This window comes from Synechococcus sp. H60.1, from assembly GCF_047462335.1.
In the GTDB taxonomy this organism is placed as follows: domain Bacteria; phylum Cyanobacteriota; class Cyanobacteriia; order Thermostichales; family Thermostichaceae; genus Thermostichus.
Genome location: NZ_JANSJA010000172.1, coordinates 1 through 22,018, shown reverse-complemented (window position 1 = coordinate 22,018; position 22,018 = coordinate 1). Strand labels below are relative to the sequence as shown.

The window sequence follows — 22,018 nt, the reverse complement described above, 5'->3', positions numbered from 1 at the left end:
CCTATGTCAGATCGGCGGGGAGGGAGCTTCTCTGGAGCCGAGGAAAAGCCACTGCTGCTGATTGTCGACGATGATCCCAGCCAGCGACTTTTGGCTCGCTATGCCCTGGAGCGGGAAGGCTACCAAGTTGTGGAAGCGGACAGCGGCTTGGCTTGTCTAGAAGTCGTAAGCCGCCATCAGCCGGACATGGTGCTCCTGGATGCGGTGATGCCGGATCTGGATGGGTTTGAGTGTTGCCGCCGCCTCCACGCCCAAAACCCCGACATGCCAATTTTAATCGTCACCGCTTTAGAAGACGAAGCCTTTGTCAGTGAGGCCTTTGCCGCCGGTGCCAGCGACTACATCCCCAAGCCCATCCACTGGTCGGTTTTGAAGCGGCGCCTACGCCACTTGCTGCAAGCCAACCAGGCCCAGCGCCGTCTGCAGCAGCTTAACCAGGAACTGGAAGCCAAAGTGCAGGAGCGCACCGCCCAACTGGCCTGCCAGGTGGCAGATCTGGAGCAGCTCAACCGCCTCAAAGACCACTTTCTGGCCACGGTCTCCCACGAGCTGCGCACGCCTTTGACCAAGATCAAGCTAGCCCTGGAACTCCTGGGCCGCACCCCCCTCAACGAGAAGCAGCAGCAATACCGGGACATTGCCCTGCAGGAGTGCGAGGCCGAAATCCAGCTCATCAACCGCCTATTGGATCTGCAGGGCCTGGAAGGGAAAGACCTGGGCTCTGCCGTTGCAGCTATTGACCTGCCCCACCTCTGGCACAGCTTGATCGAGTCGGCGCAGCAATGCACCCAGGCCCGCTCCCTCACGCTGCAGGTAGGGGATCTGCCCCCCTCCCCCTGGCGGTTTTACAGCCATCCGCAGCTCCTGACCCAGATCCTCAAAGAACTGCTAGACAACGCCTGCAAGTTTACCCAGCCAGGTGGCACGATCCGTCTAGAGGTTCAGCCAATCCCTGAAGGGGTTGAGTTTAAGATCGGCAACAGCGCTCAGATCGAGCCGGAACATCTGCCCCGCCTCTTCGAGCGCTTCTACCGCGTGCCCACTGCGGATCCCTGGGCCCAGCCAGGTAGCGGCCTGGGGTTGGCTTTGGTGAAGCAGTGGGTGGAGCATCTCAAGGGCCACGTTCGAGTCAGCAGCGAGGACGGGTGGACGTGTTTTGTACTCCGCCTGCCCAGCCTAGAGCCATCCGGCAGGATGTGATCAATGGCCGACGGCAGCGGCAGTTTCGGCGGTGGCAAAGGAAGTGCCGCAGCCACAGCTAGCCACCGCGTTGGGGTTCTTGAATTTGAAACCGCCCCCCAACAGATCCTCGGAAAAGTCGACGGTAAGGCCCTGGATCAAAGTCATGCTCAAGGGATCCACTGCCACCCGAATATCGCCAAAGTCAAAGGTATGGTCGTCAGGGTTGGCCTGGGGCTCGAAGTTCATTACGTAAGAGAGGCCAGAGCAGCCGCTGGGCTTGACCCCCAGCCGCAGGATGGGCTGGGATCCCTCCTTCTCGTACTTGCTGCGCAGGCGTTTTAGCTCTTGGATGGCGCTCTCGGTCAAGGTGATCATGGCGGGAAAGCTGACACTTACTTTTCATCCTAACAAGGGTTTTGGGCCGCCTTTTCCCTGCGCGCGGCAGGAACAGTTGATAAGCTAGGGATCCCATTTCTTCAACTTTACCGTTCTGCCCTTGTGACGGATCCCAACGCCATTCGTGTTACCTTCTTGGGCACCAGCTCCGGCATGCCCACCCGCCAGCGCAATGTCTCTGGCGTGGCGGTGCAGTTTCCGCAGCGGTCGGAATGGTGGCTGTTTGATTGTGGCGAGGGCACCCAACACCAACTGTTGCGGCTAGACGAGCTGCGCCCCAGCCAGTTGCGCCGCATTTTCATCACCCACATGCACGGGGATCACATCTACGGCCTGCCGGGGCTGTTGGCCTCCTGTGGCCTGGGCAGTACCCCCCAGCACATCGACATCTACGGCCCCCCCGGCCTGGAAGAGTACCTGAAGGCGGTGCTGCGCTACAGCGAGACGCGGATCCCCTATTCCTTCCGGGTTCACACCGTAGAAACAGGTCTCATTCTTCAGGATCCAGAATATTGGGTTTTTTGCGCGCCCCTGGATCACCGGGTGCCCGCCTTCGGCTACCGCGTGGTGGAACAGGATCGGCCAGGCACCTTTAACGTGGCCAAGGCTCAGGCCGACGGGATCCCGCCCGGCCCCCTCTACGGCCAGCTCAAGGCCGGGCAATCCATCTTCTGGCAGGGCCGCCACTTCCACGGGCGAGATTATGTGGGGGATCCCATCCCAGGGCGCAAGTTCTCCTACTGCACCGACACCATCTTCTGCCGCAACGCCGTCGATCTCTCCCGTGCTGCTGACCTGGTCATCCACGAGGCCACCTACGCCGAAGCGGATCGCGAACTGGCCCAGCGCGCCAAGCACTCCACTGCCGCCATGGCCGCGCGGGTGGCCGCCGAAGCCAAGGCCCAGACCCTCATCCTCACCCACTTCAGTCCCCGCTACACCCCCGAAGCTCCCATCACCCTAGAAGACTTGCTGGCGGAAGCTCAAGCGATTTTTCCCAACACAATCTTGGCCCGGGATCGGATGACCTACGCGATCCCGCGCCGCAGCCCTGCTCCCCTGCCGGTGGGGGTCTAGACCCGCCTTGCTAGCTAGAATGATAGGACTGACAGCCTCAACCTGCGATGACGGATCCCAGACCCTATCCTGAACGGCCTCCATTTCCAGAGCGGCCCAAAACTAAGCAACTGGATCAAAACGCCAGCGAGTGGCAAGCTTTCAGCGCCTTGCCCCCGGCAACCTCCTTGCCTCCTGTACAAGCAGAGCGACCGGCTTCCCAAGCAGCCAGCTCGCCCCAGGCCGAGGAAAACCTGCCCAAACTGGCCCCCTGGGGCAAACGGATCGGGGCCTTTGCCCTGGATTTTGGGCTGGGGCTGGGGGTCTCCTACCTGGCGCAGGGCTTGGCTTCTCTGGTGGGAGCCGATGCGGGCGCCGTGGACATGACCGGCTACATCGCCTTCTTCGCCACCTGGCTGGTGAACCGCGGCTACTTCCAATCCCGCCCCGCTGGCCAAAGCCTTGGCAAATGGCTGCTGAACCTCAAAACCTTGGATCCCGAAACCGAGGCCCCACCCCACCTGGTTCGCTCCCTGGCCCGCGAGGGGGTGCTCTCCCTATTTGTGCTCACGGAAGCCCTGCTGGTGCCCCTGGCGGCCGATGGGCTGTTTGCCTTCTTCGACAAGGAAAAACGCCAGAGCATCCACGACCGCGCCGGGCGCACCCTGGTGGTGGAATCGGAGCAGGGTTACCACTTAGATAAGAAAGCCCTGCGGTTGCTGCAGGACATCCTGGAGGGAGACGCCGCCGAGGACGTCAAGTCCGCTGCTCGCGAGCTGTTGCGCCAAGCTCAACGCAATGAGGCAGTGCGCGATCTTTCCCAGCAGATGCAGCGCCTGAGCAAGGACGTGGATCGAAACACCCGCAGCCTAAGACAACAAACCGGCAAGCAAGTCAAAAACTGGGTTGATTCCGTCAAAGAAAAGTTGGATAATTGGTGATCGCGCTTACGAGGTGAACCCACCTCCAGCCTCAACCCCTGGGGTTGGGGGTTCTCAAGTGCTTTTACTTCCTCCACCTTGGGATCCACTATGGCCAAAGCAAAGGGTGCTCGCATCATCATTACCCTGGAGTGTACGGAGTGCCGCACCAACGTCAATAAGCGTTCTCCAGGGGTGAACCGCTACACCACCACCAAAAATCGCCGTAACACCACGGCCCGCTTGGAGCTGAAGAAATTCTGCCCCAAGTGCAACCGCCACACCGTCCATAAAGAGATCAAGTAGTTCAAGCCGCTTTACCGTTCTCCTGACCTATGGTTTACGCTCGTCGCCGCCTGTCTCCCATCAAGCCGGGAGAGCCGATCAAATACACCGATGTTGAGCTGCTCAAGAAATTTGTAACCGAGCGAGGCAAAATTCTGCCCCGCCGCATCACCGGCCTGACCGCCAAGCAGCAGCGGGAGCTGTCTACTGCCATCAAACGGGCGCGCATCCTGGGTCTTCTTTACTTTGTCAACAAAGAAGGATAAGTTGCTGGTTGCTTTCTCCGGATCCCGATGAGCCTGCAGCTTTCGCCGCGATTGCAAGCTCGAATGGCCCAACCCCTTGAGATTGGTGGGGTGAAGATTTTCAGTCGTGTCTTTCAGGCACCCCTGTCGGGAGTAACCGACAAAGTGTTTCGGGGGCTGGTACGCCGCTTTGCCCCGCAAAGCTTGGTCTACACCGAAATGGTGAACGCGACGGGGTTGCACTATGCCCGCGAGCTACCCCGCATCATGGAAGTGGGCGAGGGGGAGCAGCCCATCGGCATTCAGTTGTTCGACTGCCGACCTCACTTTTTGGCGGAAGCAGCCCGTATGGCGGTGGATGAGGGGGCGACCTTGGTAGATATCAACATGGGCTGCCCAGTAAACAAGATTACCAGAAACGGCGGTGGCTCTGCCTTGCTGCGGGAGCCAGACACAGCAGCCCGGATCGTGGAAGCGGTGGCTAAGGCTGTGTCCGTGCCCGTAACGGTGAAAACTCGCCTGGGTTGGTCGGATCAGGAGATCAACATTCTGGATTTTGCCCACCGGCTGCAGGAGGCCGGAGCGCAATTGCTGACTTTGCATGGCCGCACACGCGCCCAGGGCTTCAACGGCAAAGCCCGTTGGGATTGGATTCGCCGCGTCAAAGAGCATCTGCGCATTCCGGTAATCGCCAATGGGGATATTTTCTCGGCCGCTGCAGCGGTGAAGTGTCTGGAGGAAACCGGCGCCGACGGCGTGATGTGCTCCCGCGGCACCATGGGCTACCCCTTCCTAGTGGGGCAAATCGATTACTTCCTGAAAACCGGCCAAGAAAGACCAGCTCCTACCCCCCTGGATCGGATTCAAATGGCTTTAGAACACTTGCGAGGCCTCTGGGAGTATAAGGGAGAACGTGGCATCCGTCAGGCCCGCAAGCACATGACCTGGTACATCAAGGATTTTGCCGGTGCCTCTCAGTTTCGCGCCCTTCTCTGCCGCATCGAGACCTTGCAAGAAGGGGAAGCCCTTCTACTTCAGGCCATGGAGCGCTGCCAAGAGGCCCCGCTGCAGCCGGAAGAAGTAACTGAAGACTCAAACTCCGAAATTGAGCAGGGGATCCTTTTGCCCTAACGGCTGGGCAGTAGCCAATTGGCCTTTGACTGCCGTTTGCAAGCGGTTGTTTTCATCTTGAAACAAGGCATCCACGCTTCTGGAGAAGCGACCCTGTCTGGCTATGGGCAGTTGAGCATAGGCAAACTGCCCTGGCTGAAGCTGAAGTGACAGTAACCTTGCCAAACGGGAGCTCGCGACCAGCAGCTTCCGCCGCACCTGAGCTCGATGCGGACTTTTGGTCTGGCGGGCCCAGCTAGCCAAAGGCTGCCACGGTTTTCCCAAGCAACCTGTGGAAAACCTGTGAAAACCCCCCAAAGGCCGCCCCCAGCCTTCATGGGATCCCCAGGCCACATCTAGAGCAGTGGGATACTAGACTAGGGCATCCTACACTGGTTGTGTGTTAAGTTTTATGAATTTGTCAGGGAATAACAACATTTTTATCCTCTCGGCCTGTGGAAAACTTGTGGAAAACTCCAAAAATCTGTGGAAAACTTGTGGAAAAACCCCCCGAGTTATCCACAGAGTATTTATACCTTGTGGAAAATTGGCCAAGTTATCCACAGTTTTTCCACAGGTGGGGAATACGATCAAAAGCTTGTGGCGCAAGGCTTTTCCGATCAATTTCCACAGTTTCCACAGCCCCTACTACTACTAGATCAAAAAATTAAATTGGGTAGGGATCGTGGTTTTTAACTTTATCCTGCGCGCGCGAAGAAAATTTTTTTGCAAAACTCGTCTGGGCAGGGAGGGATCCGTGGGAAGCAGGCGGTGTAGGATAGGCATATTCAGCTCGCAAGTCCCCAATGGTGCAAGCTCAACGTCCTGTGGATTGGGAAGTCGAAGCCAGCTCGCCCGCGTCTGCCCCGCGCGACGGCAGCTCTGGGTATCCCTTTCCCGTCAACGGGACAGAGTCTTTCAGCGAGGCTGTCGATCTACCTGCCGGCGGTCTTTGCTTCACCTGTGAGCAAGCTGCGCTCAGCCATCACCTTGCTGCAGTTAGCCGAGCCGTTGCCAGCCGTCCTGCCCTGCCGGTTTTGGCCAACGTGCTGGTAGAGGCAAGCGCAGAGGCACAGCGAGTTGCTCTGACGGCCTTTGACTTGAACTTGTGCATTCGCAGCGAGTTCGAGGCCGAGGTGAAGGGATCCGGTCGCACCACGCTGCCGGCCAAGCTGCTCAGCGACATCGTCAGCCGCCTGCCCAGCGGCCCGATCGGTGTTAGCCAAGCTCCGGAGAGCGCTGCTGTGACCCTTACATCGGCCGCCGGACAGTACCAGCTACGCGGCATGCCTGCGGAAGAGTATCCCACCTTGCCCGAGATAGCGCTCCGCACTGCCGATGCTGAGGAGGAGAGCTTGGCCGCCCAGATCCTTGAGCTGCCCATCGAGAGCTTGCTGCAAGGGATTGGCCAAACCCTCTTTGCCGCTTCCGGTGATGACACCAAGCAAGTGCTTACGGGTGTACATGTCAAGCTCTTAACCGGGGATCCGCCGCGGCTGGAGTTTGCAGCCACCGATGGACATCGCCTGGCGATGGTTCAGGTGGAGGCCGAAGGGATCCCAGTTGATTTGGCTGCTGGGGGGACAAAACTGGATTTCACCATTCCCGCTCGGACTCTACGAGAGGTGGAGCGCATCCTCGCTGCCCAGACGGCCGCTTCTGCAGTGGAACTGCGGTTTGACCGGTCGCAGGTGCAATTTATTTTGGGCGCCGGCGGCACTCAGTGCCAGCAGCGGATTACCAGCCGCCTTTTGGAGGGCCAGTACCCCGACTACAACCGCCTGATCCCGCGGCAATTTGAGCGGCATGTAACCCTGGAGCGTCGGCCTTTGATCGAGTCCTTGGAGCGGGTGGGGGTGTTTGCTGCCCAGCGGAACGACATCATCAAGTTCAACCTTTCTGAGGCAACCCAAACCCTACGCATCAGCACCGAGGCGCCCGATGTGGGCAGCGGCGAGGAATCTCTGCCGGTACAGATGTCCGGCCCTGACCTGGAGCTGGCTTTTAATGTGCGCTACCTGCTGGAGGCCCTTAAGGTGTTTCATACGCAGCAGGTGAGCCTGGAGCTGAACGGCGCCACTCAGCCGGCCATCTGGAAGCCAATTGGAGCGACGCGCCTCTGCTATTTGGTCATGCCGGTTCAACTGCGGGCTACCTAGCCCACCCAAGCCCGACCCAAATCGAAGATTGGCCCCAGCGGCTAAACCGGGTAGATGCCGACACAGCTCAAACAAAGCGGTGGGTAAACTCTTGGATCAAGTCCACCCGCCCTTTGCGCAAAACGGCCGGATCCAGGCGCTCGGTCGTGTTGCAGGTCATCAACACCACCAGCCTCTGCCTGCAGTCGAGATAATCGGGATCGAGCACGCTTTGGTGAAGGGTGCCATCCAGCAGGCTGAGGATGCGTTCGGTTTTGGTGCTCTGCTGGGCCACCTCGCTGGCTCGGTCTTGGGCGAGGTTATCGGCTTCGTTGATGATCAAGCAGACCCGCTCCAGGTAGGGGGGCGCGATGAACTCCTGTACGGCTTCGTGATCCAAGATAAACACCACATAGCCCAGGGGCACCAGCAGCTCGTGGGCCACCGCTTGCGTCCAGGCCGTTTTACCTGTACCTGGGATCCCGTGCACCAAGACCGCCAATCGCTCCTGCTGTAGAATCTGCTGTTGTACTTGATCGGTAAAGGCCTGAATTTCAGCGGGAAAAGAACTGATTGGATAGGGGCTGTAGACTTGCCCGATCCGGCTTTGGTAGCCGCTCACCATCACCGCCAGATTGTAAGTAACCTTGCGAATTAAGGGCCTGAGATCCACGCCCAGCAGGGTGTAGCGGCGACGGTTGTGATGGGTGGTCTGAACTTGCAGCCAAATCTGGTGCTCTGGCCAGAAGGCATAGGTGGTGCCCGGGCTGCTGATTTCCTCCCAACTGCTGAAACGCTCGACCGGATAGTAGAAGTAGCGCTCCATATAGAATTGCACGATCTGCGCCGGTCGCCCCAGATGCGCCAAAACTCTGAGAACGGTCATTTCCTGCAGGCGCCTTAAAACGTAATCGATGGGAATTTGATCGCGGCTCACCTGCTGCCGAATCGGCGTCTCCGTGGAGAGCTGATCTTGAAATACTGTATAGTCGGGGCCGGGCAGAGGTGGGGTGATGCTATTCCAAAACTCTTCGATCTCGTAACGGGTGTTCTCTGAAAATAAGTTGAGAAAGTTGGCCAGCGGGCTGTACTCTCTACGTCCTACCGCATTGGCAACATCGCTGCACACATCCAAAAATTTCTCGGCCAACGCCCAGGGATCCTGCATCGCCAGTTGCCAGAAATACTCGGCATCGAAATGGCGGTACAGGGGCTTCCACCCAGATTGCAGTAGGTTGTAGCTATTGGCCTGCCGGTAGCCGGGGTAATAGTCTTCGTAATCGTTATCCATGCAGGGTTAGGGTCTAAGAAGAGGGGAAACCAATAGGAGGCGCTAGGGCGTGGACGCCTGACGCTCTTCAGCCCAGCACTGGGATCCCAAAAAAGAGGATAAGACCTGTATGCTAGCTTGCGTCCCCAGCCCGGAGACAACAGCCCCACCGTTTTCCGGTGCCGGCCCAGGCCCAAGGGTAGGGATCCCCAGATCCTGTTGGAAAAGGATATCCAAATTAGGTAGAGAGGGCTTCCAAATCGTTGCTGCAGGCTGCAGAGGTGGGATGGGCTCGGAGAGCAGCTTGGGCGTTGCGGCGCAGCCGGTGGGCCTTGAGGCGGCGCAGGGCAGAGGCGGGGAAGCGGCGGTCAAACTCCTCGTCGCCGATCCGCGCCAGTTCTTGGAGATCGGGGGCAACGTTCCAAGGGTAAGGCTGAAAATCCGGGATCCGGCTGGGGCGGGCAAAGCGCTGGTTCCAAGGGCAGACCTCTTGGCAGATGTCGCAGCCGGCCACCCAATTGTGCAGGTTCTGGGCAATTTCGGCAGGGATCCGCTCAGCATGGCTCTCTAAGGTGTGGTAGGCAATGCAGCGGCGGGAATCCACCACCCCTGGGCTGACGATGGCCTGGGTGGGGCAGGCTTCCAGGCAGCGGCTGCAGGTGCCGCAGTGGGCAGTATGGGGACGGTCGGGGAGCAGGGGGAGAGTTGTCAAGATCACCCCCAGGAAAACCCAGGAGCCGTACTCGCGGGTGAGCAAGAGGCCGTTTTTGCCAATCCAGCCCAAGCCCGCCCGCATGGCCCAGGGCTTTTCCGCCACCGGGCCGGTATCCACATAGAATCGGCCTCGATAATCCGGGAACTGGGCTTGCATCCAGAGGTGGAGCTGCTTCAGCCGCCGCCCCAGCACGCGGTGGTAGTCCCGCCCCCAGGCATAGCGGGAGATTTTGCCCTTGCCCGGATCCCGACTGTGGCAGATGGGGGTGTAGTAGTTGAGGGCCACACAGACCAGAGATTGCACCCCCGGCAGCACCCGCTCTGGATCCATTCGCCGCGGATCGGCCATCCAGGCCATGTCGGCGGCCATGCCCGCCGCCAGCCAGGCCCGCAAGCCCGCCAAGTCAGGGGGATCCGCCGCACTGGCGATGCCGACCTTGTCAAAGCCCAGCGCCAGCGCCTGCTGCTTCACCTGTTCGGTAGCTCTAGCCCAGTCGGCTGCTCCTCCCACGGTCGGCCCCGGCAACTCTAGGGCTATTCTGGCAGACCCATCACCTGGCGGTAGCGGGCCTCCAGTTGTGCTGCCTGCTGCGAGCGACGGAAGGGATCCCAGTGGCTGTGCTCGAACAGCTCCTGCCGCAACTGGGCCACGTCCACCGTCGTTACCTCGCCGTTGGCCACCACCCGTTTCCCTCTAACCCAGACGCTGTGCACCGCCTGAGTGGGCCGGCCCAGCACCAGCAGCCCGATGGGATCGGTACGGGGCAACAGCGACAGTTGGGTGAGATCGTAAAGCACCAGATCCGCCTGCTTGCCCACCTCCAGGGATCCCAGCTTCTCTCCCAGCCCTAGGCCAATGGCCCCACCGCGGGAGGCCATCTCGACGCTCTCGCGGGGCGAGATCCAGTGGCGGTAGTCGGGATCCGTGATGTTGTGCAGGATGGTGCCGATTTTAATGGCCTCCAAGAGATCCTGGGAGTCATTGCTGGCGGATCCATCGCAGCCAAAGGCCACATTCACCCCCGCCCGCCGGTACTTGAGGATGGGGGCGATGCCACTGCCCAGGCGTAGGTTGCTCAAGGGGTTGTGAACAACCGTAGAGCCGGTGCGGGCCAAGATCTCGATATCGGCATCGGTAAGCCAGACACAGTGGGCCAGCGAGGTTTTCCGGTCTAGGTAGCCCAAGCGCTCCAGGTGCTCGACTGCGCTGCAGCCGTATTTTTCCTGGGCCAACCTCTGCTGGGCGCGGGTTTCCAGCAGGTGGGCATGGCGGGGGAGGTCATACTTCTGGCTCAACTCTGCGCAGCCCTCAAACAGCTTGTCAGAACAGAGTTGGATGCCGGTGGGGGCCACCATCAGGGTGATGCCCTCTTCCGGGCGGTGGTACTTCTCAACCGCCTCTTCCACCAGGGCCAGCACCTCTGAGGTGCTCAGGGGATAGGCTGCCGCCCCGCCAGCGAAGGATGAACCGCCGGGCAGGCAGGTGGAGAGGGCCTGATCCTGAAGCAGGGGACCGATGAAGGCGCGGATCCCGACTTCTCGGTAGGCCCGCACCGCCGCCTCGAGGGTGGCCAGCTCCTGGCCGGGGATGAGAATGAGATGATCCACCACCGTCGTGCCGCCGCTGAGCAGGGTCTCCACCGCCGTTGCCAGCGCGCTGAGGTAGATCTTTTCCGGATCCGGCGGCGCGTACTCGTGCAGTTGCGCCAGCCACAGCTCCAGCGGGTAGGGCGGGATGATCCCTCTTTGCCACAGCTCGGAAGAATGGGTGTGGGCATTGACAAAGCCCGGCAGCAAGAGTTGGTTGCCGGCCTCCAGTTCTAGGCTGTCTGTGCCCGTTGCGGGTAACCCTTTATCGATAGCAGCAATCCGTTCCCCCTCGATGCGCACATCTGTGGTTTCGTAGCCTGTGCCGGTGGGGATCAACGCATTGCGTAGGATACAGCTCATGCCCAAGATCCAAAATGACCGCCTGTCACCCTAGCGTGTTGTAGTTGGCCGTGCCAAGGCAAAAAATAGGGAAACTCCATCCAGAAAGCCTCAACCTGCTCAGCCGGCTTGCCATGGTGGGAGAAGCAGAGTGGCACTGCTGCCGCCCACTGGGGTGAATTCAGGGATCCCTCGGCAATAGAGCTATTTTTTCTTCTTGCTGGAGCCTTTTTTGGCTGGCTTGCTCTCGGCAGCCGGTTCAGGAACAACCACCTCAGTAGTAGTCTCGGCAGCAGCTTGGTCAGCGACAGGTTCTGCCCCTTGCGCTGGCTCTGCCGGCTTGAGACCGGCCTGAGCAGCCACTTCAGCGGCAAAATCCGCTTCCTGTTTCTCGATCCCTTCTCCCAAAACGAAGCGGGCAAACCGCCGCACCCGGATGTTTTCCCCTAGCTTGGCAATGTGCTGCTTCACCAATTCCTCTACGGTAATCGAGGAATCTTTAATAAAGGGCTGATCCATCAAAGACAGCTCTTTCAGGCGCTTCTCGATGCGGCCTTGCACAATCTTTTCCCGCACGTTTTCAGGCTTGCTGGCCAGATCCTCTTTGCCCATCTCGATGGCCCTTTCCCGCTCCACCACTTCGGGAGGGATCTGGTCGATGCTGACGTACTCCACACTTTGGCAGGCGGCAATCTGCTTGGCAATATCTTGCACCAGCTTCTTAAAGTCTTCGTTGCGGGCCACAAAATCCGTCTCGCAGTTCACCTCCACCAACACACCGATCCGGTTGCCGAAGTGGATGTAGCTATCGACAACCCCCTCAGCCGCGACGCGACCGGCCTTTTTGGCTGCCCCTGCCAACCCTTTCTGCCGCAGCCAGGTGATGGCTTTCTCCATATCGCCACCGGACTCTTCCAGGGCTTTTTTGCAGTCCATCATGCCTGCGCCCGTCTTTTCGCGCAGCTCTTTAACCAATTTGGCATCAATACTCATGAGGGTTCCTCAAATCTCACATCGTACAAAGAGGCAGAAAGGATGTGGCTGGATGTAGAGGATAGCCAGGAACAGAACAAAGGATGAATCTAGATTTTAAGGATACAGTCTTCCGGAGAAAGGATGAACAGGGAGTAACTCGAACCGCACGGGATCCCTGCTCTCGTCCCAAGGGTCACTCGCCCTCGTCGGGATCCCCCTCCTCTTCATCCTCCATATCTTCCAGAATGTCATCCTCCAGATCCATGTCCATAGCCCCCTCGTAGTCGTACTCATCCTCTTCGACTGTGTCGAGCTGCCCGTGTCGCCCTTCATAGATGGCATCGGCCAGCTTGCCTACAATCAGCTTAATCGCTCGGATGGCGTCGTCGTTAGAGGGGATGAAGACATCGCTCAGGTCAGGATCGCAGTTGGTATCCAGCAGTGAGATGATTGGAATCTTGAGCTTGATACATTCCTGAACGGCGTTGGCCTCCCGCCGCTGATCGACGATGATCACCGCGTCGGGGAGCTTGCGCATGGTTTTGATGCCGCCCAAGTACTTCTCCAACTTGGCCAATTCCCGTTTTAGGCGGGCCGCTTCTTGCTTGGGCAGGCGATCCAGCAGGCCGCTGCTCTGCATCTCCTCGATTTCCTTGAGGCGGTCGATGCGGGTTTTGATGGTGGCCCAGTTGGTGAGCATGCCCCCCAGCCAGCGCTGGTTGACGTAGTAGCTGCCACAGCGGGTGGCCTCATGGGCAATGATCCCGGCGGCTTGCCGTTTGGTGCCGACAAACAGGAAACGCCACCCCTTTTCGGCCCCCTCCCGCACGTATTCATAGGCTTCGTTGAGGTAACGGGCCGTCTGCACCAGGTCGATGATGTGAATGCCGTTGCGCTCGGCGAAAATGTAGGGCCGCATCTTGGGGTTCCAGCGGCTGGCCTTGTGGCCGAAGTGTACTCCTGCCTCCAGCAGTTGAGGCAAACTGACTATGCTCATGAGTTGGTTGTCTCCTACGGGTTGGCCTCCGCCCGAACGGATCCCCGTTGGGGACACCCGGTGGCTCGGGCGTGTGGTATTTTAACAGCCTAACTAAGCTAACATGTCTTCTACAGGATCCGGCCACCAAGACCTCCCCCTTGCCGAGATCCAGTTCTAAAAGCTAGATTAGTAAAGCACCTCCAGAGATTCTCTCTGGCTTAGGTGCGTCGGGGCGTAGCGCAGCTTGGTAGCGCACCACTTTGGGGTAGTGGGGGTCGAAGGTTCAAATCCTTTCGCTCCGACTCTGGCTACATAACTGTACCGAGACCGAAAAAGGTCGCTCGTGCGGGGAAAGGGCTGGGGCTCTGCCTCGTTCTAAGGTTCTCTGCTGCTGGGGGAGCTGGACGAGGCAGCAGGCTTAGGAGGAGAGGTGGGGTAAGCTTTGCAAGACAGTGTGGACAACGGCTGCTGAATTTAGCGCCGCCACCTGAAAAAAACTGAGGAAGTCGGTTTCATCCCCCGCGTCGCTGACCGAGCGCACCAGCAGACAAGGGATCCCGGCCTCTTGAGCCACCCGCACCACGGCTGCCCCTTCCATCTCCACCACCAGTGCCCCGGTGCGCTCGCGAATTTGGCGGCGCAGCTCGGCGTCGGCTACGAACACGTCGCCGGTGGCCACCAGGCCTTGGTGGATGACCGGCTGCCGTCCGTGTAGGGAGTGAAGAGGGATCCGCTCCGATTGGGCCACGACTAAGTCGTAGAAGGCGCTATCGGCTTCTGCCAGAGGGTAGCGCAGTTCAGGGATGAAGTCGATCCCTAAGACAAAGCCCTCAGGGCGTCCAGTGCCGAAATCGTGCTCGATGGCAGCATGGGCCAGCACCACATCCCCCATCTGGAGGTGATCGGCTAAGGAGCCGGCCACGCCAGTAAAGATGATGCCCCGCAAAGGAAAATGGGTCACCAGCAGAGCTGCCGTGGTTGCTGCCCGTACCTTACCTACCCCCCCTTGAACCACCACCACCGGTTGGCCAGCCAGGGATCCCTGATGGAACTGCCGCCCCAGGTGGTGATGAATGGAGCGGGTTTCCATCGCTTCGGCAAGCATGGCCACTTCTTCCGGCAGAGCTCCCAAAATGCCAACAGCCTTCGGGGGGGAGTGGGATGGAGATGCCATAGCGCTTTCCTCAGGTTTGAGAGGCCGTAGGGATCCGCTGCCCCCACATGCCTGGCCATTTGGTGACCTTCAGATCTCCCAGCACCTGTACTTGACAGGCCAAGCGCAGCCCGTTGCCGCTCTGCGCCGCCGAGGTGGATGGGGGTTGATGGGGTGGCAAAGATAGACGGGCCCGTTCTCGCCAGCCCATGGGGGAGACAGCCCCTTCGATCTGTACGGCACAGGTGCCCAGACCGCGGCAGTTGAGGACATGAGCCGGTGGGTTGTAGAGGAGGATCCCGGCCTGCAGCAGCACCTGGCGCAGGTTGGTGCCCACCTCACAGACGAGGGTGCGTCCTTGCACTTGAATCTGGGGCATCAGCCGCTTTCCCAACGTCGAACAGCTCCATTCTGGCCCAAGCCGGATCCCGAGAGAGAGGCGACCGACTAGGTCGGGGTGCTAGGCAGTATAGTTAAGGTGGTTGGACAGGGAGTAGGGGAAAGATCATGGCCTACAGCGAGCCGCTCGTTGACCGTTCTCCAGAGGTTTTTTCGGTGTTGGAGGAACCTGTTCGCTATGTTGAGATCGTCTCGGCGGTGGTTTCCAGCCTCAAGGAGGATGCCGCCTATGAGAACCACGAGCAGGGGCACACCTGGAAATTCACCTACGGCAGCGTCGAAGTGTTCGTCCACCTGAGCGGCGAATCCCCCGAAGATACCCTGTTGGTCTGGTCTCCCGTTCTCTCTCTGCCGGTGGCGGAGCCGGCTAAGCTCATGCAGAAGCTGCTGGAGAAAAATTGGAGCGACACTCTGGAAGCGCGCTTTTGCATCTGGAACAACCAAGTGGTACTCAACCACCACCGCACCCTGGAAGGGATCAGCGCCGGCGAGATCTCGCGCGCCATCACCCTTGTGGCCAGCTTGGCCGATGAGTACGATGAGCAGCTCCAGGCTGAGTTTCCCAAAGCTTGAGCCGCGGCGCGATCAGGATGGGATCCCCAGGCTACTGGCTGCCCTATTGCGTAGCCGCCGGCACCTGGCAAATGGAGCAAGATACCTGGCTTTTGCAGCGGCTGCGCCACGCCCCTAGACCCTATTTGCGCTTTTACGGCTGGGATCGGCTTACCCTCTCCCTAGGGCGGCACCAAGCCTGGCCCGACCCAGCGCCAGGGATTCCGGTGGTGCGCCGTCCCACTGGCGGAAGAGCGGTCTTACACCAGGCGGCTGAAGATGGAGCAGAGCTGACCTACAGCTTGGTGCTGCCCCTGTCTTACCTCCAAGCTCGGCTGCCCCGTTTGCAGCGAACCTCGGTGTACGACTTCTGCTGCCGCTTTTGGGTAAAGGGGCTGGCAGAACTGGGCGTTGAGGTGGATCCAATCCTCCCTGCTCACAACCGAGCCCATGGCCAGAACCGCCCAGCCCTAGATTCGGGCTACCGCAACAAAACCAGTTGCTTTGCTGCCCGTACCCGCGCCGATCTCAGCTGGGGAGGCAAAAAGCTGATGGGCAACGCCCAACTGTGGCAACCCTGGGGGATCCTGCAACAGGGATCCCTGCTGTTGCGGCCCAATTTCGAGCTGTGGGAACGATACCTGCCCGGCTCGCAGGTGATTGGCCTGTACGACCTTTGCCCCACAGCGCCGGGGATCCCTGCTTTGATGGAACATTTTCTCCAAATGGCCCAGGAGTGCTTTGAGGTGGAATGGCAAGAAGAAACCTGGCCGGATCCGCTTCACTGGGAGGATCCGGCAGGGATAGCTGACCCTGAGTGATAGAGAACGGCAAGATCCACTTCCCCCCTCTCCCTCTGGGAGAGGGGCTAGGGGTGAGGGGGTGTTCGTCTCATTGGTATTCGGGATAACTTTGGAAGTGGTTGCGTTCTTGACACTCCCACCGCCTCAAGGGGGGGATTCTTACGCAGTCCACAAACGAGCCCGTAAAGGCACTGTCAAGACGCCTCTAGACAGTTCCGTGTTGCAGATGCATCTCCATCCAAAGGGGCTGTGCTAAAACCAAGGCAGCGCTCAGCCAGGTGAGCCATGCCAAAAGTTTGGGCGGCAGTCTTGCTCAGTGTATCGCTGTGGATCCCCCAGCCTGCTTGGGCCATTGCTCTCGAACAAGTGCCCAACCCCCGCCGCCAGTATGGAGGATGGGTTTCCGACACCGCCAACATCCTCAGCAGCAGCACTGAAAACGAGCTCAACCGTCTCCTTACCCAGCTTGAGCAGCGTACCACTGCCGAGATGGCGGTGGTGACGGTACCCAATACTCAGGGATATGCCACGCCGAAAGCGTTCACCACGCAGCTATTTAACTACTGGGGCATTGGCAAGGCCGGTCGCAACAACGGCGTGTTGTTTCTCATCTCGGTGGGGGATCGGCGGGTGGAAATTGAAACTGGCAGGGGTTTGGCCACCATCCTTCCCAACAGCCGCGTTCAGCAGATTATCGACGAGCAAATCCTACCCAGATTTCGCAATAGGGATTTCGATGGCGGCACCTTGGCAGGAGTACGGCAGTTAACTGCAGTGCTGCAGGGGCAGCCAGTTGCCGAGGTTCAAGCTTCCTCTGCGCTTTCCCCTGCAGCCGTTCCTCGAGCAGATGGAAGGGAAGCCTTGGCCGTTGCTCAAGGCTTGCTGGAAGGGAGCCTACTGCTGCTGGGGATCCTGCTCCTAGGGCTGGGGTGGCGGCGCTCCCGCCTGCCGGTCTATCTCAAGGCCGAGCGGGGAGGAGCGAAAGTCCTGTCGCTAACACGCCGCGAGCAGGGAACAATGGCTGTCCTCTCCTCGCTGCAGAGCGACCCCATTCGCCTGCTTCTCTATTCTGGCTCCCTCTGCCTTGGTCTTTTCCTGTTGTCGGCCAGCGGTAACTGGCTGGTACTGGTGCTGCCCTTCCTGGCAGTTGTGACCACCGACGGCATCTTGGGCTCGAAGCGTGGGATCCCGTTTCAGCCAGTGGTGTGTCAAAGCTGCGGTCGGCCCCTGCGCCCCATCCAGCCGCAAGTTCTGGATAAGCAACTTCCCCCAGCGCATCGCCTGGCTAAAAGCCAGCGCAGAGCCCGCTACTACGGCTGGTTTTGCCCCGTCTGTCGGGGAGTTGCCCTGGTTGTTCGCGAGAGAATAGCCTACCGTCACCTTTACTGCCCTAGCTGTCAAGCCCTTACCCTTGACCTCACTACCCAGATTCTCCAGGAAGCAACCTATTCCTCCAGCGGTTTGAAGTTGGAGATCCTAACCTGCCCGATTTGCCAGTACCGTAGCGAGAGAACAGTGGTGATCCCGCCACTTAGGGACAGTGACTCCGAGAGGGATTCTGGGAGTACCTCTGATAGCTCTGATAGCGATTTCGGGGGCGGCAGCAGCGACGGCGACGGAGCAGGCGGCAGTTGGTGAGACCCAACTCTAGAGATTTCTCTATCGATTGAACAAGGGGGTTGGGCTTCTCTTAAATCCGCCGGGACAGTACAGTGGTAAGGGAGGAGCGATAGCGATTTGTTAAGGACGAAGATCCCATGACCCTTGCAGAAGGCGTGCAACTGGTTACCTTTGGGGTGCTCTCGGCGATGGCCATCGGCTTTGCCATGGGAGTGGTTTGGGCCCCTAACATCGTCTATTCTGGTTTTCTCTTGGGGGGCGTTTTCCTGAGCATGGCTGGGCTGTACCTCCTCTTGAATGCCGATTTTGTGGCTGCAGCTCAAGTGTTGATCTACGTCGGCGCCGTCAACGTACTGATCCTGTTCGCCATCATGCTGGTGAACCGGCGCTACACCTTTGCTCCTCTGAAACTGGGCTGGCTGCGCAATGGAGTGACGGCGGTGGTGTCTTTGGGTCTGTTTGCCCTGCTCACCGTGATGGCGTTCAACGCCCCTTGGCCTCTGCAGGCGATCCAGCCTCTAAGCAGTGCTCTGGTGATTGGCGGGCATTTCTTTAGCGATTATCTGTTGCCGTTTGAACTGGCTTCTGTTTTGCTGCTGATGGCGTTGATCGGGGCCATTGTCGTGGCGCGTCGAGAGTCTGTTGCTCCCGAAGCCGGAGAAGGCGATCTGAGTTTGCTGGAGCGAGCCCGACCCCAGCTTGAAGCCGAGTCAGAACGGCGAGCAGAGTTGGTAAGCACCCGTTAAACCCGATTGCTTCGGACGTACAGCCCAGAGTTTTCCTGGTACCCCTCTCATCTGTATCCACTGGAGCCTCTTGCGATGTTGCAACTGCAGTTTTTTTTGGTGGTGGCGGCAGTTCTTTTTTGCATCGGCATCTACGGCTTGATCGTCAGTCGCAACGCCATTCGAGTGTTGATGTCGATTGAGCTGATGCTCAACGCGGTGAACCTCAACTTTATGGCCTTCTCCAACTTTGTTGACTCCAGCTTGATTCGCGGCCAGGTGTTTTCCGTGTTCGTCATCACCGTGGCGGCTGCCGAGGCGGCAGTGGGCTTGGCCATTGTGTTGGGGATCTACCGCAACCGGGCCACCATCGACATGGAGAGCTTCAACCTGCTCAAGTGGTAGCTCTTTTCCTAGAAAAACAAGGGGAGCGCTGCCAGGGGATCCCCTTCTTGGCAGAGAGCTGTGGCAGCTTCATTCCATGTAAAGTCTCTGTAAAGTCTCTTCCCTCAGGCATCCAGGGCGGGACAAGCGGCGTATTCCCATCAGACCAGGCCGAGAGGGAACTGCCCGAGCAAGAGCAAGCCCTTAGAGGTTGGTTGCCCTCTTTCGAGACAGGAGACTTGAGATGAAGACTGCAAAGACTCCCTTCGCTCTGCCTCACTTGGCCGCCGAATGGGATCCCAGCACCACATCTGGCAGGTTCTGGCAGCCTTCCCGCCGCAGCTTGTTGTTGACCGGTTTGCTGGCGGGAGTGGGTGGGTTGCTTGGGTTGCGCAGCCTGCCCAGTGCTGCCCAGACCAACACTGCCGACATCGCCATCCTCAACGCTGCCATCGACTTGGAACAGCAGGCGATCTGGGCCTATAAAACCGCTGCCGGCAAGCTGAGCAACACCGAAGTGGGCAAAATTGTGTTGGAAGTGGCCACCAAGAACCTGAAGGATCACGAACAGCACCGCGATCTGTTGGCGGGTGCCGTGCGGCAGTTGGGGGGAACCCCCTCGCCGGCTCGGGATAGCTACGACCTCTCCACCTACATTGACGGCAAAGAAGGCAATCTCGATTCCGACGCCAACATCGCCAAGCTGGCCCTGGCTCTGGAATTCGATGCAGCCCTGGCCTACAACGATGCATTTGTCCAGCTTGCCAACAAAGACCTGGTGGCTGCCGCCAGCACCATCGGTCCCAATGAAGTTGCCCACGCCACTGCGATCCGGGCCGTGTTCAATCGCCTCGATCCGAGCATTTTGGTGGTGCCTGCTCCCTTCGTCAGCGCCGAGACTCGGGAGCGCTGGATCCTGAAGGTGTAGAGCTGGATGATCTCCAGGGCCTCCCCATGCCCTTGTTGAGGCAGCTCCCAAGCGCTTCCTTCACTCCTGTCCCCTCTCCCAAAGGGAGAGGGGAGTTAGAGCGGCAGTGCGTAGCAATAACGACGTAACGAACCGTTTCATTGCTATTTAAAACGACTATAGGAAGTCTCAGCCTTTTTGCTCTTCCTGGCCTGTTTGGAGAAAGCCCTATGCCAATGACGCGGCGGTTGCTGTTGCTGAGTGGGCTGGGATCCCTAGTCAATGTGGGGGCCATTTTGGCCGTGGATCGCTGGCGACGAGCCGGCTCGGCTGCGGGGCAGGATCCTGTCGAGACAACGGCAGCAGTCGAGGCTCACGGCCCGCTGGCGCAAACGGAAGCAGAGGTGATCATTCGCGGGTTTCAGTACCTGCCCCCGGAGATTACTCTCAAGCGGGGGGGCAAGGTGACTTTCACCAACCTGGATTCCACTCCCCACACGGCTACTCCTGTGGCAGGGGCGCAGTTCCAAGGGACAGGGCGGCTGCGGCGCAACGAGAGCAAAACCTTGACCTTCGAGGTAGCCGGCATTCAGGAGTATTTCTGCGATATTCACCCCAGTATGGTGGGTCGAGTTGTTGTCGTCGAGTAAGGTAAAAGCCATGCCAACGGAAACCCTGGGATCCCCTGTCCCTTTTTGGACTCTCTGTCGGCGGGTGTACCTGGTTTGGGCCATTCTTTTGGGGATCGGGTTTGCCACGACCCAGTTTCACCAAGAGGCCAACATCAACTGGCTGTGGCTGGTGATTTCCCTGATCGGGTTGGGCTATATGGTGCGGCAGACGACGTTGCCGGAGTTTCGAGCTGCCGGATTGGCCCATCTTTACTTCGTGGGCTTGGTCTGGACACTGGTGATCGCCCTGGGCATGATTCTCTCGGTGCTGCCTTTTGTCGGTCGTACCCCTCTAGCGGCTTTGAGCCAATATCTGGGGGTGTTTTGGCTGTGGCAAATGGGGTTGGGCCACTGGCTCAACGGCCTGGTGGATCCGCCGCGCCTTCCCTACTGGATCACCGGTGGGATCCAGATCTTGGCCGGAGTTGCCTGCCTGCTGTGGGGGCTGGAGTGGCAGTATGCGGTGGCAGGGGGGATCGGAGCTTTGGCCATGCTGCTTCTAATCCTACTTCATGGATCTCAATAGATCTCACTGATTTCCCTCTGAGGCCTTACCCAGGTGCACCTGCCAGACTTGGCCCAGCGCCCTCACCTCATCCCCAAGGCGCAATTTGCGCCCGCGGCGGGTTTCCACCTCGCCATTGACCTGCACCTGTCCGGCTTGGATCAACTGCTTGGCCTGCCCACCGGTAGACACAACCCCCGCCCACTTGAGAAACTGATCCAGCTTAATCACGAGATCTGCCGCCATCACTGCACCCAAAGGGTTTTGACATTGACCAGTTGTCCCGTTGCCTGTTTCTCCACTCTGGCATTTGCATTCTGCCCGGAATGGGGCTCGGGAGAGAAAAATTGGTGATGTCTGGGATCAGGGTTGCAAGCTGCTCGTGGTTGCCGTTGGATCCCCGGCTCAGAACTCATAAGCGGCTTGCGACAGGCTGGCGATCAGCTCTTCGGCTCTGGGGTCGTTGGGGGTTTCTCGCTTCACCCATACCGCCGCCACATAGCGTCGTCCGTTGGGCAAATCCAGGATCCCGGCATCTCCCACCACTGAGCGCAGGGTTCCCGTCTTGTGGGCAATGTGCACCTCCTGGTCCAGGTGGGGTCGAAAGTAGGAGGGCCGTTGGGTGCCCTAGGGAATGTCCAAAAAGTGGTCGCGGCTGCGGCGGCTGAGCATGCGCCCCTGTTCCACTTGGCTGAGCAACCAAACTATGTCGCGTGGGCTGCTGGTGTTGGTGCCCTCCAGATCCGGTAGCCACCAGGAAATTTGCGTGTGCTGTAGCCGCCACTGACGAAATTTTTGGTTGAGAGTCTCCTGTCCACCCAGGCGATCGGCGATCGATGATCAGATTGGTGGCGAAGTTATCGCTGAGGGTGCTCATCAGGGTGGCCGCCTCCAGGGCAGAGACCTGGGATCCAAGGGGGCGGGTTTGGAGCACGCTCCTGCTTTGAGATCTTCTTTCTAGTGGCAACAACTCAAATTGGGAGCCGGCTGAGGTAAGCGCCCAGTCAACGCTATCGGGAAAGCAAGGTGCCAGAGCTAGCTGCTTCTAGGCTGGTCACGAGCCTCCTGGGGTAATTGGCAGCAAGGACGGTCAGTGACTC

General features: G+C 59.3%; 23 protein-coding genes, 1 tRNA gene and 3 pseudogenes. 16 read left to right on the top strand and 11 right to left on the bottom strand.

The annotated features are described in order from the left end of the window. Positions 1 to 3: 3 nt before the first annotated feature. The gene (locus tag NW852_RS08795) at positions 4 to 1,200 is read left to right on the top strand and encodes a response regulator (protein WP_414371487.1); all 1,197 of its coding nucleotides are present in this window, start codon (positions 4 to 6) and stop codon (positions 1,198 to 1,200) included. Here the strand turns inward: NW852_RS08795 and NW852_RS08790 are convergent, their stop codons facing one another. Next, positions 1,201 to 1,557, bottom strand: a complete 357-nt coding sequence (locus tag NW852_RS08790; RefSeq protein ID WP_414333417.1) for a HesB/IscA family protein — start codon at positions 1,555 to 1,557, stop codon at positions 1,201 to 1,203. Between the two features lie 141 nt (positions 1,558 to 1,698). Between NW852_RS08790 and rnz the strand changes: the two genes are divergently transcribed. The 6 genes from rnz (at position 1,699) to dnaN (ending at position 7,353) form a co-directional block, all read left to right on the top strand. Continuing rightward, positions 1,699 to 2,655 (top strand): ribonuclease Z, encoded by a 957-nt coding sequence (gene rnz, locus NW852_RS08785; protein WP_414364925.1) that lies wholly within the window; start codon positions 1,699 to 1,701, stop codon positions 2,653 to 2,655. Positions 2,656 to 2,702: 47 nt separating this feature from the next. Further along, positions 2,703 to 3,575 (top strand): RDD family protein, encoded by an 873-nt coding sequence (locus NW852_RS08780; protein WP_414364913.1) that lies wholly within the window; start codon positions 2,703 to 2,705, stop codon positions 3,573 to 3,575. A 90-nt stretch (positions 3,576 to 3,665) separates the two neighbouring features. Further along, positions 3,666 to 3,860 (top strand): 50S ribosomal protein L33, encoded by a 195-nt coding sequence (rpmG, locus tag NW852_RS08775; protein ID WP_011430486.1) that lies wholly within the window; start codon positions 3,666 to 3,668, stop codon positions 3,858 to 3,860. A 29-nt stretch (positions 3,861 to 3,889) separates the two neighbouring features. Next, positions 3,890 to 4,105, top strand: coding sequence for a 30S ribosomal protein S18 (rpsR, locus tag NW852_RS08770; protein WP_414364911.1), 216 nt, complete (start codon positions 3,890 to 3,892; stop codon positions 4,103 to 4,105). A 27-nt stretch (positions 4,106 to 4,132) separates the two neighbouring features. Continuing rightward, on the top strand, positions 4,133 to 5,215 hold the full coding sequence (gene dusB / locus NW852_RS08765) for a tRNA dihydrouridine synthase DusB (protein ID WP_414364910.1): 1,083 nt from the start codon (positions 4,133 to 4,135) through the stop codon (positions 5,213 to 5,215). Between the two features lie 785 nt (positions 5,216 to 6,000). Then, positions 6,001 to 7,353 (top strand): DNA polymerase III subunit beta, encoded by a 1,353-nt coding sequence (gene dnaN, locus NW852_RS08760; RefSeq protein ID WP_414364908.1) that lies wholly within the window; start codon positions 6,001 to 6,003, stop codon positions 7,351 to 7,353. 67 nt (positions 7,354 to 7,420) lie between these two features. Here dnaN and NW852_RS08755 read toward each other — a convergent pair whose 3' ends face one another. The 5 genes and pseudogenes from NW852_RS08755 to rpsB form a co-directional block, all read right to left on the bottom strand. Further along, entirely contained in the window at positions 7,421 to 8,623 is a 1,203-nt protein-coding gene (locus NW852_RS08755; protein WP_414371490.1) for an AAA family ATPase, read from the bottom strand. 217 nt (positions 8,624 to 8,840) lie between these two features. Next, entirely contained in the window at positions 8,841 to 9,842 is a 1,002-nt protein-coding gene (gene queG / locus NW852_RS08750; protein WP_414371492.1) for a tRNA epoxyqueuosine(34) reductase QueG, read from the bottom strand. An 8-nt stretch (positions 9,843 to 9,850) separates the two neighbouring features. Beyond that, positions 9,851 to 11,266 carry an amidohydrolase gene (locus NW852_RS08745; protein WP_414426654.1) on the bottom strand — a complete coding sequence of 472 codons (1,416 nt, stop codon included), beginning with the start codon at positions 11,264 to 11,266 and terminating at the stop codon, positions 9,851 to 9,853. Positions 11,267 to 11,593: 327 nt separating this feature from the next. Next, positions 11,594 to 12,238: pseudogene (gene tsf / locus NW852_RS08740) on the bottom strand (translation elongation factor Ts); the annotation flags it as partial. 175 nt (positions 12,239 to 12,413) lie between these two features. Then, positions 12,414 to 13,217 (bottom strand): 30S ribosomal protein S2, encoded by an 804-nt coding sequence (gene rpsB, locus NW852_RS08735; protein ID WP_414364901.1) that lies wholly within the window; start codon positions 13,215 to 13,217, stop codon positions 12,414 to 12,416. A gap of 210 nt (positions 13,218 to 13,427) precedes the next feature. On the opposite strand from rpsB, the gene NW852_RS08730 reads away from it, so the two are divergent. After that, positions 13,428 to 13,501 (top strand) — tRNA-Pro (locus NW852_RS08730). Positions 13,502 to 13,617: 116 nt separating this feature from the next. Here NW852_RS08730 and NW852_RS08725 read toward each other — a convergent pair. Then, positions 13,618 to 14,373, bottom strand: a complete 756-nt coding sequence (locus tag NW852_RS08725; RefSeq protein ID WP_414364900.1) for a 5'-methylthioadenosine/adenosylhomocysteine nucleosidase — start codon at positions 14,371 to 14,373, stop codon at positions 13,618 to 13,620. Positions 14,374 to 14,383: 10 nt separating this feature from the next. Further along, a complete protein-coding gene (locus NW852_RS08720; protein WP_414371497.1) occupies positions 14,384 to 14,731 on the bottom strand; it encodes a (2Fe-2S)-binding protein in 348 nt (115 codons plus the stop codon). Positions 14,732 to 14,859: 128 nt separating this feature from the next. On the opposite strand from NW852_RS08720, the gene NW852_RS08715 reads away from it, so the two are divergent. The 8 genes from NW852_RS08715 to NW852_RS08680 all read left to right on the top strand — a co-directional run bounded on the left by NW852_RS08715 (position 14,860) and on the right by NW852_RS08680 (position 20,939). Then, entirely contained in the window at positions 14,860 to 15,324 is a 465-nt protein-coding gene (locus NW852_RS08715) for a YbjN domain-containing protein (protein ID WP_414364896.1), read from the top strand. Between the two features lie 17 nt (positions 15,325 to 15,341). Continuing rightward, on the top strand, positions 15,342 to 16,124 hold the full coding sequence (locus tag NW852_RS08710) for a lipoyl protein ligase domain-containing protein (RefSeq protein WP_414364894.1): 783 nt from the start codon (positions 15,342 to 15,344) through the stop codon (positions 16,122 to 16,124). A 267-nt stretch (positions 16,125 to 16,391) separates the two neighbouring features. Further along, positions 16,392 to 17,744 carry a TPM domain-containing protein gene (locus tag NW852_RS08705; protein ID WP_414426653.1) on the top strand — a complete coding sequence of 451 codons (1,353 nt, stop codon included), beginning with the start codon at positions 16,392 to 16,394 and terminating at the stop codon, positions 17,742 to 17,744. 119 nt (positions 17,745 to 17,863) lie between these two features. Further along, complete coding sequence (locus tag NW852_RS08700) at positions 17,864 to 18,472, top strand: NADH-quinone oxidoreductase subunit J (RefSeq protein WP_414371503.1); 609 nt, start codon at positions 17,864 to 17,866, stop codon at positions 18,470 to 18,472. Between the two features lie 78 nt (positions 18,473 to 18,550). Further along, a complete protein-coding gene (gene nuoK / locus NW852_RS08695; protein ID WP_414366802.1) occupies positions 18,551 to 18,856 on the top strand; it encodes an NADH-quinone oxidoreductase subunit NuoK in 306 nt (101 codons plus the stop codon). A 223-nt stretch (positions 18,857 to 19,079) separates the two neighbouring features. Then, the gene (locus NW852_RS08690) at positions 19,080 to 19,763 is read left to right on the top strand and encodes a DUF4439 domain-containing protein (protein WP_414364161.1); all 684 of its coding nucleotides are present in this window, start codon (positions 19,080 to 19,082) and stop codon (positions 19,761 to 19,763) included. Positions 19,764 to 19,972: 209 nt separating this feature from the next. Beyond that, positions 19,973 to 20,392 carry a plastocyanin/azurin family copper-binding protein gene (locus NW852_RS08685; RefSeq protein ID WP_414364160.1) on the top strand — a complete coding sequence of 140 codons (420 nt, stop codon included), beginning with the start codon at positions 19,973 to 19,975 and terminating at the stop codon, positions 20,390 to 20,392. Between the two features lie 10 nt (positions 20,393 to 20,402). After that, entirely contained in the window at positions 20,403 to 20,939 is a 537-nt protein-coding gene (locus tag NW852_RS08680) for a hypothetical protein (RefSeq protein ID WP_414364159.1), read from the top strand. A 3-nt stretch (positions 20,940 to 20,942) separates the two neighbouring features. On the opposite strand, the gene NW852_RS08675 is transcribed toward NW852_RS08680, so the two are convergent. The 3 genes and pseudogenes from NW852_RS08675 to NW852_RS08665 all read right to left on the bottom strand — a co-directional run. Beyond that, positions 20,943 to 21,164: an RNA-binding S4 domain-containing protein gene (locus NW852_RS08675; RefSeq protein ID WP_414364158.1), complete on the bottom strand. Its 222-nt coding sequence runs from the start codon at positions 21,162 to 21,164 to the stop codon at positions 20,943 to 20,945. A gap of 159 nt (positions 21,165 to 21,323) precedes the next feature. Continuing rightward, positions 21,324 to 21,740: pseudogene (locus NW852_RS08670) on the bottom strand (serine hydrolase). A 67-nt stretch (positions 21,741 to 21,807) separates the two neighbouring features. After that, positions 21,808 to 21,852, bottom strand: a pseudogene (locus NW852_RS08665) (hypothetical protein); the annotation flags it as partial. Between the last annotated feature and the right edge of the window lie 166 nt (positions 21,853 to 22,018).

Coding starts and splice junctions, on each gene's coding strand:
- NW852_RS08700 (WP_414371503.1), top strand. CDS start 17,864: ATGACCCTTGCAGAAGGCGTGCAACTGGTTACCTTTGGGGTGCTCTCG.
- NW852_RS08720 (WP_414371497.1), bottom strand. CDS start 14,731: ATGCCCCAGATTCAAGTGCAAGGACGCACCCTCGTCTGTGAGGTGGGC.
- NW852_RS08705 (WP_414426653.1), top strand. CDS start 16,392: ATGCCAAAAGTTTGGGCGGCAGTCTTGCTCAGTGTATCGCTGTGGATC.
- dusB (WP_414364910.1), top strand. CDS start 4,133: ATGAGCCTGCAGCTTTCGCCGCGATTGCAAGCTCGAATGGCCCAACCC.
- NW852_RS08795 (WP_414371487.1), top strand. CDS start 4: ATGTCAGATCGGCGGGGAGGGAGCTTCTCTGGAGCCGAGGAAAAGCCA.
- dnaN (WP_414364908.1), top strand. CDS start 6,001: ATGGTGCAAGCTCAACGTCCTGTGGATTGGGAAGTCGAAGCCAGCTCG.
- NW852_RS08715 (WP_414364896.1), top strand. CDS start 14,860: ATGGCCTACAGCGAGCCGCTCGTTGACCGTTCTCCAGAGGTTTTTTCG.
- NW852_RS08725 (WP_414364900.1), bottom strand. CDS start 14,373: ATGGCATCTCCATCCCACTCCCCCCCGAAGGCTGTTGGCATTTTGGGA.
- rpsB (WP_414364901.1), bottom strand. CDS start 13,217: ATGAGCATAGTCAGTTTGCCTCAACTGCTGGAGGCAGGAGTACACTTC.
- rpsR (WP_414364911.1), top strand. CDS start 3,890: ATGGTTTACGCTCGTCGCCGCCTGTCTCCCATCAAGCCGGGAGAGCCG.
- NW852_RS08685 (WP_414364160.1), top strand. CDS start 19,973: ATGCCAATGACGCGGCGGTTGCTGTTGCTGAGTGGGCTGGGATCCCTA.
- rpmG (WP_011430486.1), top strand. CDS start 3,666: ATGGCCAAAGCAAAGGGTGCTCGCATCATCATTACCCTGGAGTGTACG.
- NW852_RS08690 (WP_414364161.1), top strand. CDS start 19,080: ATGAAGACTGCAAAGACTCCCTTCGCTCTGCCTCACTTGGCCGCCGAA.
- NW852_RS08790 (WP_414333417.1), bottom strand. CDS start 1,557: ATGATCACCTTGACCGAGAGCGCCATCCAAGAGCTAAAACGCCTGCGC.
- NW852_RS08755 (WP_414371490.1), bottom strand. CDS start 8,623: ATGGATAACGATTACGAAGACTATTACCCCGGCTACCGGCAGGCCAAT.
- NW852_RS08745 (WP_414426654.1), bottom strand. CDS start 11,266: ATGAGCTGTATCCTACGCAATGCGTTGATCCCCACCGGCACAGGCTAC.
- NW852_RS08675 (WP_414364158.1), bottom strand. CDS start 21,164: ATGGCGGCAGATCTCGTGATTAAGCTGGATCAGTTTCTCAAGTGGGCG.
- NW852_RS08680 (WP_414364159.1), top strand. CDS start 20,403: ATGCCAACGGAAACCCTGGGATCCCCTGTCCCTTTTTGGACTCTCTGT.
- NW852_RS08780 (WP_414364913.1), top strand. CDS start 2,703: ATGACGGATCCCAGACCCTATCCTGAACGGCCTCCATTTCCAGAGCGG.
- NW852_RS08710 (WP_414364894.1), top strand. CDS start 15,342: ATGGGATCCCCAGGCTACTGGCTGCCCTATTGCGTAGCCGCCGGCACC.